This is a genomic window from Microbulbifer sp. SE14 (assembly GCF_059834885.1).
The window spans coordinates 47,044-60,008 of the sequence record NZ_JCBAJA010000006.1 but is presented as its reverse complement, the minus strand read 5'-3'; the positions used below and the strand labels follow the sequence as shown (position 1 = coordinate 60,008).

The 12,965-nt window shown below is 55.1% G+C and carries 9 protein-coding genes and 1 pseudogene; 1 reads left to right on the top strand and 9 read right to left on the bottom strand.

Going from position 1 to position 12,965, the window contains the following annotated elements; genetic code table 11:
- Positions 1-137: 137 nt before the first annotated feature.
- Positions 138-2,162 carry a CocE/NonD family hydrolase gene (locus AC6R19_RS06015; RefSeq protein ID WP_500578846.1) on the bottom strand — a complete coding sequence of 675 codons (2,025 nt, stop codon included), beginning with the start codon at positions 2,160-2,162 and terminating at the stop codon, positions 138-140.
- On the bottom strand, positions 2,162-3,481 hold the full coding sequence (locus AC6R19_RS06010; protein WP_500578844.1) for an ATP-grasp domain-containing protein: 1,320 nt from the start codon (positions 3,479-3,481) through the stop codon (positions 2,162-2,164). Before AC6R19_RS06010 ends, AC6R19_RS06015 begins: the two co-directional genes overlap by 1 nt.
- Before the next feature lie 543 nt (positions 3,482-4,024).
- Here AC6R19_RS06010 and AC6R19_RS06005 point away from each other — a divergent pair.
- On the top strand, positions 4,025-4,171 hold the full coding sequence (locus tag AC6R19_RS06005) for a hypothetical protein (RefSeq protein ID WP_500578842.1): 147 nt from the start codon (positions 4,025-4,027) through the stop codon (positions 4,169-4,171).
- Positions 4,172-4,183: 12 nt separating this feature from the next.
- On the opposite strand, the pseudogene AC6R19_RS06000 reads toward AC6R19_RS06005, so the two are convergent.
- The 7 genes and pseudogenes from AC6R19_RS06000 to AC6R19_RS05970 form a co-directional block, all read right to left on the bottom strand.
- A pseudogene (locus tag AC6R19_RS06000) lies at positions 4,184-4,369 on the bottom strand (IS630 family transposase); the annotation flags it as partial.
- A gap of 157 nt (positions 4,370-4,526) precedes the next feature.
- Entirely contained in the window at positions 4,527-5,909 is a 1,383-nt protein-coding gene (locus AC6R19_RS05995) for a hypothetical protein (RefSeq protein WP_500578841.1), read from the bottom strand.
- 75 nt (positions 5,910-5,984) lie between these two features.
- Complete coding sequence (locus tag AC6R19_RS05990) at positions 5,985-8,402, bottom strand: ABC transporter permease (protein ID WP_500578839.1); 2,418 nt, start codon at positions 8,400-8,402, stop codon at positions 5,985-5,987.
- A gap of 11 nt (positions 8,403-8,413) precedes the next feature.
- On the bottom strand, positions 8,414-9,118 hold the full coding sequence (locus AC6R19_RS05985) for an ABC transporter ATP-binding protein (RefSeq protein ID WP_500578838.1): 705 nt from the start codon (positions 9,116-9,118) through the stop codon (positions 8,414-8,416).
- Between the two features lie 91 nt (positions 9,119-9,209).
- On the bottom strand, positions 9,210-10,466 hold the full coding sequence (locus AC6R19_RS05980; RefSeq protein ID WP_500578837.1) for an efflux RND transporter periplasmic adaptor subunit: 1,257 nt from the start codon (positions 10,464-10,466) through the stop codon (positions 9,210-9,212).
- A gap of 13 nt (positions 10,467-10,479) precedes the next feature.
- The gene (locus tag AC6R19_RS05975; RefSeq protein ID WP_500578836.1) at positions 10,480-11,709 is read right to left on the bottom strand and encodes an aminotransferase class V-fold PLP-dependent enzyme; all 1,230 of its coding nucleotides are present in this window, start codon (positions 11,707-11,709) and stop codon (positions 10,480-10,482) included.
- Between the two features lie 2 nt (positions 11,710-11,711).
- Entirely contained in the window at positions 11,712-12,965 is a 1,254-nt protein-coding gene (locus AC6R19_RS05970) for a phenylacetate--CoA ligase family protein (RefSeq protein ID WP_500578835.1), read from the bottom strand.

The window sequence follows — 12,965 nt, the reverse complement described above, 5'->3', positions numbered from 1 at the left end:
TGGCGTGTAGGAGCCAGCCCTGCTGGCGAAGGGGCGGCAAGCAAGCGTAGGTTGGAGTGAGCTCCGCGAACTCCAACATCATTGCCGGCGCCCTCGTTGGGGTTCGTTGTACTCACCCCAACCTACAGGTTGGGGGATCAGAGATGATCCCGGGGAATCCTGCGCTGCCAGTTCTCCGAGAAGACCCGATTGTCCCCCTCCCAGGCGTCCAGCTCCGCATGAATGTAGAAGTTTTCCGCATCGGCGGTCAGCAGGGTGCGGGTGGCGGTGCGCACCGACCAGTTGCCGCGGCGGAAGATGCGCTCGGTGCGGGTTTCCCCCTGCAGGGAGTCGTGGTCGTCCTCGCGATAGCGGTACCAGTTCCAGATGCGGTTGGCCACTTCCATATCGATGGCCTCGAAATACTTGAGTCCATCGTCCTTGATCACTTCCAGCACAGACTCGTCCAGGGCCAGGTCCCGGTGCACCAGCCAGTTGTGCTCGGGCGGCTCGACGATCCTGATCCGCGTCGGCCTGGCGCCCTCCGGCGCCTCGAAGCGGATGTTGTCGTCCGACCGGCGCGGTTTCCGCTCGGGCAGGATCAGCCGGCTGGCCGCCGGGTAGACGGCCATCCGCACCGGCCTGGGCGATGGCCAGGCCAGGGCCCAGTAGGAGGTGGACAGGCTGAGGCGCAGCCGGTGGCCGGCGGGGAAGTTCTGGCCGATATTGTTCATCGGCACCCGCACCCGGTAGCGCCTGCCCGGTACCAGCGGTTCCGGCTTGGCATGGCTGTTGCGATGGGTCAGGTTGAAGAGTCCGTAGGTGACGCGGGTCGCCTTGCCGTCCGGGGCCACGTCTGAAAGCCGCGCCGCGACCATGGCCACCGGTTGGCTGACGCTGAGCTCCAGTTCGACGCAGGGGGCGCCGAGTATCTCCAGGTCCTTTTTCAGCGGCGCGCTCTCGAACACCAGGGCGCCGCCGTCCTCCTCGCGCTGGTCGTGGGGCAGGTCCGGGGCATAGGTGTAGGAACACCACTTGCCGGCGAATAGGCCGACGCTGAGGGGGGACTGTATCTCCACCATCTCGTCGCCGGGGCAGGGGGGCTCGCCGGCCATCAGGATGCGGGTGGCGTCCAGGGGATAGGCGGCTTCGCGGATGTCCGGCGCCGGCCAGGCGTTTTCCGCGACCCAGCGTCCGGGGCGCTCCAGGTAGCGGGTGGTGGGGGGCACGCTATCCTGCATCCAGGCGCGCAACATCGGCTCTTCCAGGATGCCGGTGTCCTGTCCCTTCAGCCAGTGATCCCACCAGCGCAGCGTCTCCTGCAGGAAGCCGATCGCCGGGCCGGGCGCGCCCATATGCGGGTACTTGTGTCCCCAAGGCCCTATCAATCCCTGCCGGGGCACCCGGAGGTGCTCGAGCAGTCGGAAGATCGCATTGGTATAGCCGTCCGCCCAGCCGCCCACCAGCATCACCGGGCACCGGATGGCGTCGTAGCGCTGGCTGACCGAGCCGTGTTCCCAGTATTTGTCCCGAAACTGGTGGCGCAGCCAGATGTCCAGCCACAGGCCGCTGCCGCGCAGCCGCTGCATCCACATGTCGCGCCAGCGCTCACCCACCAGGGCTGGGTCCGGGGGAGAGGTGTTGGCCGTGAACATGGTGGTGGCCTCGGACAGGTTGTCCGTCAGCAGGCAGCCGCCCATATAGTGCATGTTGTCCAGGTAGAGGTCGTCGGTGGAGCAGGCGGACACCACCGCCTTCAGTTGTGGCGGCGCCAGTGAGGCCACCTGCAGGGCGTTGAAGCCGCCCCAGGAGATGCCCATCATGCCCACGTTGCCATCGCACCAGGGCTGCTCCGCCAGCCAGCGGATCACCGCGACGCCGTCGTCCAGCTCCTGCTGCCGGTACTGGTCCACGAGCACGCCGTCGGACTCGCCGCTGCCCCTCAAGTCGACCCGCACACAGGCGTAGCCGTGCCCGGCCAGGTAGGGGTGGGTGATGGAGTCCCGCAGGCGGGTCATGTCGCGCTTGCGGTAGGGGATATATTCGAGAATCGCCGGCACCGGGTGCTGTTCCGCTCTCTCCGGCAGCCAGATGCGCGCGGCCAGGCGGCAGCCGTCGGGCATGGGGATTTCCACATGCTCGTGCATTTTCACCCGGTAGGGGAAATGCTCCACCACCTTCATCAGTAGCGCACCCGATTGAACTGGAACTCCTCCGGCCCCTCGCCGTCGGAAAACTCGAAATGCAGCCGGTCCGCCACTTGGCGGTAATCCTCCAGCAGTTCGCGCTGGTTCTGCGCCCCCAGCAGGACATCGGCTATCTCATAGCTGTAGCTGTCCTGGCTGAGTTTCTCCGACAGCTGCTGCCCCTCCTCGACGGTGAGCACGATTTTGCAGTCGGCCACGGAGGATTCGATCTCCCGGATCTCCGCTGCAGTGGGAACCCGCTCCACCCGCGCATCGCGGTAGCGGCGCAGCATGAACTTCGCCGCGCACTGGTATTTTCCCCGGCAGTCGCTGAGATCCGGCGCACGCCCCAGGGCCAGGTCCACCGGCACCTGGTGATTGGACACCCCGTGTACCTTGATGAACTGGTCGCTGTGGGACTGGGAGATGCGCGTGTTGATCTCCAGCGCCTTCAGGGCGTTTGTCTGTTCGTCCCAGAAAAACTCGATGCCGAAGGGGGAATTGTCGAAGCCGATATGGCGCAGCAGTTTTTCGCCGGCCGCGCAGATTTTCTGCTGCGCCTGCCGCGGCCATACCGACGGGTATTCGTAGCGGGTGAAGCTCCAGTTTTTGCTGTCCTTTACCGTGTCGACGATGCCGTGCACCCGGTAGTCGCCATCCAGCATCGAGCCCTCGATACCACACTGCTTGCCGCTAATGATCTCCTCGGCGATACACCAGTTGCCGTCCACTTCACCCACCTCCCGCGGCACATCGACGTGGGCCAGGGCCTGGTTGAAGGCGTCGCCGAAGCGGCGGATTTTCTTGCGGACCATGCCGATTGCGTGCCGGAAATCGTCGTCGCTTTCAATGCGAAAGCCGAGGAAAGAGGAGTGGGCCTTGATCGGTTTGAGCCAGAGGGGGTAATCGATGGTCAGCTGTTCCAGTGGATTTTCCGCAAATGGATTGATCGCGCAGAATTCCGGCGTCCACTCCGGCAGCGCCGCGCGCTGCTCCAGCCGGCTCCAGTATTTGTGCTCGCACTTGAGCACCGCGCGCAGCGATGCGGAACGCAGGCCGACTCTCTCGCACAGGTGGGCCAGCAGTACGCTGGTGGGAAAATCCCAGTGGCCGAGGATGCCGGTGATGGGTTCGGGGAAATCCCGCAGCTGCTGCTCCGCCTTTTGCAGCAGCTCGTCATAGGGATAACTTTCCGCGAGCACGAGTTCGTCGAAGCCGAGCAGCCGATGGAAGCGATACTGTTCGGCATCGCGCACGCTTTCGGCATAGGCCTGGCGCAACGGATCCAGCCCGAGGACAAAGAAGTGCTTGGGCATAAACTGCTCCAGCCTTGCACCTGCCGCCTGCTGCGGTTAAAAAATGACTTACCAGCAGTCTAGCAGTTGGGGCGTGGAACGGGATGTCCCGCTCTTCGGCTACGGGGCAACTTGAAGGGATCAAATTTGGATGCTGAAAACACCCATAGGGCTGCGTCAGGAAAGCCGCACATAATTAAGGGTGGGGAAGACGAGAGATGTCTTTCCTGACATTTGTTGTATGTAATGGCGTGTAATTGACTCAGTCTGCCGGTGGCGCTATTTTCCCGCTCTTCGCGTCCGACAAAAATCTAAGCCGAATGCCTATCTCCATCGCACGATATTTGTGCAATGATTATGCATAAACAACTGTAGTGCCCGTCGGGCAGACTGGTCGGTGAGTGATATCGGCGGGGAGGCCGAGTGCTTTGGATAAAAGAAAATTAACGTAATAGCAACCAGCTAGTGCAAGTTAAGCTGGGTGGATATGTGGAGCATTCCCACCTCTCGACTTCGTAAAAAGAGCCGATAACAAAAGATTCGTACCGTCCTTTGGGGGAAACCATGCGCAGTACCATCGCAGGCCTCTGCATTCTGTTCGGTCTTTTTGCAATACCCGCCTCTGCCAACGGAATACACCTGGACGGCTACTCCATCTACGAAGGTGATATCAATGGTGACGGCATTGCCGACCTCTATTTCGAGTACTAGTGGGCCATGCGGTTAATTCGGTAACACCTTCTTTGCCCGCTCGACAGCCGCGATAATTTTCTCTGCCGTCTTTGTCCATTTAAATGGTTTTGCCAGATCTCGATTATGAACTTTTATGAAGCGGTTAATTTCCTCTTTGAGATCTTTCACACTGCTAAAAACGCCTCGATAGAGAGCCCTTCTCTCCAGCTGAGCAAACCTGTAGTGGTCAAGTGATTTAGGCAGGGCATCTATATCTTCTATCTGTACTTCATAAGCGATAGTAGGCTTATGCCATCAAAGCAGCAGACCTGAAAGGTCGGCTGTTTGGTTTAAAGTCCGCCATAAGGCGGTAAATGTAAAGAAAGGCGAAGCCCTACAAAATCATCATGGAAGCGGTAGCGACTTCCAGCACGGCGGTGTACTGGGCGCCTTTGGCAGAGTTGACAACGCCGTCGCTGAGGTTGCTTGGCATGATGCGTACGCCTGTGCCCCCGTACTTGCCGCCGAAGGCGAAGAAGCCGAAAATGTAGTCGTGCTGGAGGATTTGGCCGTCGTCGGTGGGGGCGTAAAAGCCATCGGAAGGGTAGTACTTCTGGGCTATCCAGCCCGGACCTCGCTTGGCTAAGCGTAGTACGCTCTCCCAGACAGCCGAAGTGGTGAATTTGCCCACGTATACATGGTCGCCGCCCAACAGGCCGTCACGCTTGATCACCCAGTTGTCTTTGCCTGTCATCAACTTGTCGTCTTCAATCAGTGGGTTGGGGCCAATCAGGGAGGTGACTTCGGTGCTGAGGTGACAGGTCAACGGGATGTATTTTTTTACAAGCCGGGTTTCGGCGTCGTTCAGGCGGCTTTGGCCAAGCAGGAAGTGGAGGTTGGCGAAGCAGGATTTGTTACCAGTGCTCAAGTCCACCGGGTTGTCCGAGAAGAGCAGTTTATTTTTCCTGTGCAGTGCATTGAGGCCTAAAATGCGCTCGTCGTTGGGATCCAAGTTGAAAATCGGGATGTTGACGATGTCAATCGGCGTGCCGTCAACTGTTGCGCCTTTGGTGTCCACCCGGAGTTTGGAAAAGTTGATGTCGGTCACGATATTGAGGTTGAGGTTGAGCCGCTGGATAACCTCTGTAAAAAAGGCTATGGACTCTTCACTCAGCTCCTGTTCATTTTCAAATTCGAACAGCAGGTTGTAGCGGCGGCCGATGCCGCCGAGTTTTTCTCGGGCCATGTGGTCGGTTTGGATCAGGTAGGCATCGAGGATTTGGGTCAATTCCAGTTTGTTGTTGCCACCTACAATCTTGCGATAAAGGTCACCGAGGTGATACAAGTGCCAGCCGCCAATATTAGTGCCCGCGTTAAATTCTACCAATTTGAGGGCGCCACGAGCCATCAGTGCATCGTAACGGCCTACAATGAAGTGTCTGGCCGGTTGATCCGGGTCCAGCTCATTGAACCATTCGATGGGCAAGGGGTATTGCTTTTTGAAAAGGTCCGGATATTCCCTGGCCAATATCACCATAGATTTGAATAGCAGGTCGGATACTTTCTGTATGACCTCAACCATATCATTTTTAGTTTTGGTACCGATGATGACTGGCCAGGGAGATACGGATGCTCTCAGTTTTTCATAGGCCTTAGGAATGTTCCCGCCGCGAATTGCTTGGATTTGCGCCCCGATACCTTCAGGGTTTTTCAACATACTTTTAGTAAATTCGGCATTGCTGTTGGCGAGGGCTTTGTGGTTGTCTAATAATTGCATACTTAAATCACCGATATATGGTACCTCTGGATGGGAAAAGCTGGTGACAACGGAGATGTTGCCACCAGCGGCACCTTACTCGTAACGCAGGGCGCCTATGGGTTCCATTTTCAGTGTGCGCTTGATAGGCACCATCACGGCGATGACGATGATCAAGGCTATCAGTAGGGGGATTGCCACAAATACCGCCGGATATAGTTCAACCAGTCCGGATTGTTGCAAGGCATGATTGAGTGAAATTCCGGCTGGGATACCCGCCGCCAACCCAATGGCCAACAGGATGCCGGCACCACTGAGGAAGTGCTTGGCGACGTTGGCGTCGTCTGCCCCCAGCGCACGACGAATCCCCACTTCTTGGGTTTTCTGGCCGATGGAATGGGACATTACGCCGTAGATACCGCTGAACGCCAGCACCACAGAGGCCACTGCGAAGGCAGTAAACAGCATGCTGAGGAAGTCAATGAACGCCAGACGTCGTTCTTTGAGTCGCTCGCTGGTGACATAGCGGTATGGGGCAACGTGGTTGGAATCCAGCTTGAAGGCTTCGGCGGCGATGAGTTCGGTCAATTGGCTTGGTTGCAGGGATGACTTCACCACCATGGTCAGGAAACTGACCGGATTCTGGTCCATGCTGAGGAAGATGCTGGCACGTGCTTGGGCGCGGCTGGACGGTGCGCCGTGAATGACGTCGTTGACCAGACCGACAATCAGGTGCCAGTCGTGGTTGCCCTGACCATCGACGATGCGGACTTTTTTGCCCATGTAATCACCAGTCGGGAAGTGTTGGTCAGCAAAGTTTTGGGTGATGATTGCCACCCGTTGGGAAGTCTCCCGATCACTTGCTTCAAATAGGCGTCCTTCGAGTAAGCGAATGCCCATGGTTTCAAAGTAATCCACACTGACCGAATTGACCTCCGCCTGAGGGTACTGGTGGTCCGGGCCAGCATCGGTATTCTCCAGGGCAAACTGACGCCAGTTGGCCCAGGTCAACGGCAGCATTTGCGCATAAGAGACTTTTTCGATGGCCGGGTTTTGTTCCAATACACTTTCCATTCTGCGCAGGTAGTTGAGCTTGCCCTGATCATTAGCGTACGGCTCAACCTCATTGGGGAATTCCACCAAGGCGGTGAAGTAGCCTTCCATATTGGCACCGTAATTCATGGTGTTTTTATCATGCACCGTGTACATCAAGGAAATGGAAGGGATGAGCAATGCGCAGGACAGGCACACTTCCAAAATAATGATGGTGCGGCTCAGGTGTACAGAAAGCTTGCTTTGCGAGCCTCGGGTGCCGTCACGCAGTGCAGCGTTAATGTCGGCAAAGGCCGACCGTAATGCTGGCAATACACCAGTAATGATCGCGGTGACCACAGTTATCGCCAAGCCCATGGCGATAGTGTTTGTAGTCAAGGAGAATTGCCACCACATCGGCGCTTCACTGGCTTTGTAGGATTTACTCAGCAGGTCAAGGCTGATCCCGATGCCGATATTGGACAAACTCAGTGCTAGCAAGCCGGAGAACAGACAGATGATCACGCTTTCCATCAGGACGTGCCTGAACACACTTTGGCGGGTAGCACCCACGGCGGCACGGATGGCAATTTCTTTTTTCCTGTCTATGGCTCTTGAGAACATTAGGTTGGCAACGTTAACCGAGGACAAAAGCAGGATGAGAACCACACAAATCTGCATTGGCAGAATCATGTTGAGCGGCAGAGGCAGCCAGTTTTCCTGGAAGGTGATGACTTCGGCATTAACCTTGGCATTCAGGCGCGGATGGGCAGCACGGATGGTATCGAGAATCTGGCCGATGTCAGACTGGGCCTGTTCGTCATTGACTGTACTTTTGAGTCGACCGTAGACACTTACCATGGGGGCCTGTTCACGGGATATCCCTTTGCCTGTGGTTTTAAACGGCAGGTAAAGGTTTCCCGAATTGGGGAATCTGACATGAGGAATAACCCCCACGATGAGATAAGGTTGTTCGCCGATCATCAGGTTCTGGCCGACCACATTGGCATCGGACGAGAATGAGGCGCGCCACATTCTCTCGGTGATCAGGATCACATTTGGGGAACCCGGTGCCAAATCGCTTGCCTGGAAGGCTCTCCCGAGCAGTGGTTTGACGCCGGTGATCTCGAAGAATTTGTCGCTGACGTGGAAGCCTTGCTCCTGATAGACCTTGCCACCTTGGCTGAAGGTGTAGTTGGCTCCGCTGTAGGCATCAAAAATTTCAAAGCTGTTTTGGCTGCTGGCCATGTCTTCGTAATCATGGATACGGAAGCCGCCCCAGTTGACCCCTTTATTGGACACCAAGCGAATATGGTCGCCGTTTTCAAACGGCAGCGGTACATGCAGAGTGTTGTACAAGAAGCTGAACATGAAAATGCACAGTGTCAGGCCGGTGCTCATGATGCCCACCGTCAGGGCGGTAAACTTGAGGTTGTGCCTCATCGAGCGTATAGCAAACAACACATCTTTCAATATATTCATGTTTATCTTCCTTAGGCGTACTGCTGCTCTAGGACTTGTTCTTCAGTGACAATCTTGCCATCCATAATATGGATCACCCGTTCGGCGCGCTCTGCGCCACGGGGATCGTGGGTAACCATACAGATGGTGGCGCCGTCTCGATGGAGTTTGTCGAGCAAGCTCATCACCAATTCGGCATTTTTTGAATCGAGGTTACCTGTCGGCTCATCCGCCAGCAGGATGGACGGATCGCCAACGATGGCTCGGGCGATAGCCACCCGTTGCTGTTGGCCACCGGACAATTGGCTGGGGTGGTGTTTGGTACGGTGTTGCATGTCTACCTTTTCCAGAGCCTTGGCGACTTTATCTGCACGCTCGGCTTTGGAGATGTCTTTGCGGTAGGTTAAGGGCAGAGCCACGTTTTCTGCCACGGTCAATTCACTGATGAGGTTAAACGACTGGAAAATAAATCCCACTTCTTTGTTGCGAATGTGAGCGCGCTGGGTGGAGTCCAGATTGGTGACATCATGGCCATTTAGGTGGTATTGCCCTGAGGTGTGGGTATCGAGCAGTCCCAACACCGACAGCAGGGTGGATTTGCCACAACCGGAAGGGCCAGACAGTGAGACATATTCTCCGGATTCGATCACCATATCGATGCTGGCCAGCGCGTGGGTATCCACCTCATCTGTAGAAAAGATTTTGTTGAGGCTAGTGAGTTTGATTAGTTCTTTCACAACGATTATTCCTAATTTTTAGTTGTTAAACTTGACTGTTGATTTTGTTCCTGTACTGGCCCCGCTACCAGCCAGCGGGGCCAAGACCGAATCACAGAATAGAGATCTTGTTGAAGGTCGAGAAGTCAGTTGTTTCAGAGACGATGATCTGATCGCCGGCTTTCAAGCCCGAGACGACTTCGATTTCCTGACTTGAGGCTAATCCAAACTGTACCCTGACTTTTTCAGCCTCATTGGTTTGGCTGTTGACCCTGTAAACTTCCAGAGTATTGTTGGCTTTGGAAAAGGCAGGCCGGCGGACAAATAAGGTGTTGGGTTTTTCCGTTATCAAGATCTCTCCATTGATGGACAAATCCGGGCGCGCTTCGCTAGGCAAGCCGGAGGTCAGCTCCACCTCAATCAGCACGGTACCGTTGGTGACCGCAGGGTCAATGCGCATCACTTTGCCTTCAATTTGGTTGAAGCGAGTATCGATAATGGCACGCTGGCCGATGGCAAGGGCTGAGGCGCTCAACTCCGGAATTTGCAGCTCGGCAATGAGGTCATCTTTATCGGCGATACGGGCGATGTTGCTACCGGCAATGAGCTGTTGACCGACATCAAGTTCCATCGCCTGCAAAATGCCGTCAATAGGTGCCTTGACCTCTAGTGAAGTCACCTGGAAGCGGGCCCGCTCGAGGGCTTTCTTCTGACTGTTCAGGCGAGCCTCTTGGGCCAAGTATTCCGCGGCGAGGTTCTTTTCCAGTTGCGACAGCAGGTTTTTGTCCAGCTCCATAGTAGTTTCTAAGTTAGAAACTTGCATTTTTCGGCTCTCATAGTCAATTTTGGACACCGTGGCATTTCCTTTGTTAATCAGTTCCTTTTCTGCTTCCAGGCGAATTTTTTCCACAGAGTATTCCATTTGATTACGGAGCATACGGCGTCTCATTTCCATTAAGCGGGTTTCATGCTGTATTTTTAGCGCAACGGTTTCTTTCTCCATCGCTTCGACTTCCCAGGCTAGCTCTTCAGTTTGTTGCACCAGTTCTGGGTTTTCCAGGTGCACGATCACCTGGCCTTGCTTGACCTCGGCACCGGCCCTCAGCAAAATGCGTTCAACTCGGCCAGCTACTGTGCTGGCGACCAGCCGGACGTCCTTTGGTGCCAGAATACCCGGTCCGGCGACTTTGATGGAGAAGTCGCCCTGACGTACTTGGCTGGTCAGGATCAGGTCTGAATCTACGCTGTGGGCGCTGATGCGCAGACTGGACAGGGCGAACATCGCCAGTGTGGCCAATCCGATGATGGTCACTATGATCACGGGCTTCCTTTTATAAAACGGCGCTGCCTTCTTTTTTATAATGTCCATAGATTATTCCTTTTTATAGAAGAAACATGGGGCTGATTTCGTCCAGCGCATTGAAGAACAAGCGCACGTCGTCGGCTGTGTTGTACATGTATGCAGAGACTCGCAGTACCTCCCCCTTGGCCTGGGCGCTAACAAATGGTTGTGCACACAGGTGACCGTGACGACAGACGATACCATAGGAGTCGCTCAATATTCTGGCAATGTCGTCGAGGTGGTCCAGCTGCTTCAGACCCAGGCTCAATACCGCGCCACGGTCTGCTTTTGGATCGCCGACCACTTGGATGTAGTCGCGATCGAGCGCCATGTTCATCATGAGCCTGCCAATTTCCCGGTCATGCTTTTCCAGCTGTTCAAAGCCAACTTTGTTGAGATAATCCAACGTCGCACCAAAACCATAAGCTCCAGCGATGTCAGGCGTGCCGGCTTCAAAACGGTGAGGGATCTTACGTAGTCGATAGTGTTCAGTATCCACCCAGTCAACCATTCCGCCGCCGACACACATTGGGTCGAGGGCTTCAAGCATTTCCTTGCGGCCGTACAAAATGCCAACCCCTGTGGGGCCGGCCATTTTGTGCGCCGAGAAAGCCAAAAAGTCGACATTGAGTTTGCGTACGTCTAGTCTACGATGGGGAATGGATTGGGCTGCATCGACCACCACAGTGGCACCGGCTTCCTTGGCAGCTTTGGTCATTTCTTCCAGCGGGTGGTAAATCCCAGTCACGTTGGAACAGTGGCTGATGGCGACCACTTTTGGGCGTTGTTTTAGCAACTTGTAATAATGATCGATATCCAGCATGCCGCTATCGGTAAAGTGGACTATTTCCGTGGCGGCATGTTTCATCCACGGCAACAGGTTGGAGTGGTGAGCATCGGACAGTACCACTACTTTGTCTTCTTTTTCTAGATTGAGACCGGTAGCCACCATATTGATGGCGGCGGTGGTGTTGCTGAGCATAACCACTTCGTTGCCGGAGCAGTTGAGCAGTTCTGCCACCTTGTAACGGCAGGCTTCAAAACGGTTGGATACCACTTCCAAAGTAAAGCTCTTGCCACGATGGACGTTGGAGGAGATACCAAGGTAGTATTCATTGATGGCATCCACCAGTGCATGGGGCTTCAGGGATGTTGCGGCATTGTCCAGGTAGGTTACCTTGTGGCCGTCAACTTCGACATTGAGCCCCGGAAAGTCCCCCGCGATTTGTCTTGCGAGTTGGTTGATTGTCGATTCATCTGATGGGTTCATGGTTATAGGGCTCCCTTTACAGCTTGGAATTTCCCGGAACGTTCCGCGGGGATATAATCGAGCAGTATGACATTGACGTTTACGTTCCTGCCCAGTTGATCTTTGAATGCTTCGATTATGGGTTTTTCTACGTCCGAGCTGTAGCCATCATTGACTATCATCCGTAACACAAACTCATCATTTTCGAGCTGCTCGAGTTGGTAGACGTCAAGCCACTCAGGGGCTTGTATGATCTGGTCGAACTCCCAGGGTGACATGACCGGCTTTTGCCGGTCAGTAATGAAATGCGTCGCCCGGCCGAGCACGTGAACTCGGGTGTGTTCACTGCCACACTTACACTTGCCTCTGTAGTAGCGCACCATATCACCGGTCATATAGCGAATATGGGGTGAGGCACCTTGGTCGATGCTGCTGATACACAACTCGGCGTTTTCGCCCTCGGCGACCGTTTGGCCGTGCCCGTTGATAAATTCGAAGTAAAAACTGTTGTCATTCAGGTGGATATGACCGGCGGGACAACTCATGCCAATCCAACCCATTTCCGAGGAGGATAGCAACTCGGCAAAGTGGGTTTGCTGCGGGAAGAGCTCGGTGATCTGGCGACGGGTCACCAGATTGGCCGCCGAGTATGAAGTCACTACGGGAATATTCGGCAACGGCTGACCTTGCTTTTTAAAATGACGCAGAAGGAAACTGAAGTGGGTCGGGTCGACGTAAAACAGATCCGGCTGATAACTAATGACCTCATTGATGGCCTGGTCAATCATCTTTTGCGAGGTGGTCATCAAGTCGTGGTAGACTGGTAATACCAGGGTTTGATCCGGCAATAGGCGATCTTCAAGTGCACTGTTGGGGTTGGCGCATTCTACATCCGAACAGTTGGGCGCAGCATATCGGCAGATTTTTCTCCCCTGACGGTGAAACGCCTCGCCAACCGTCGCGTGAATCTGGGAGCAAGCCATGGCCCGCTGCAACAACAGCATGCCGATTTCCACTGTTATCAAACGTTCTCCGGCAGTACCGGAGCTGTTGGATTTGGTCAACATTGGGTGGCTGAGAGTAAAGCCTTTGGCTATCACCCCGACTGGAAAGCTTTTACGGTAATCGATCTTGTAGGTAAACGGCAGAGCGCTTACATCGTCGACGGTTTCGATAGATTTCGGGTCGATACCATTCTCGTCTAGTTTACGTTTGTAGTGTTGTACATTGTCGTAGGCATAACGGATCTCTTTGATCACACTTTGTAAATTGTCCAT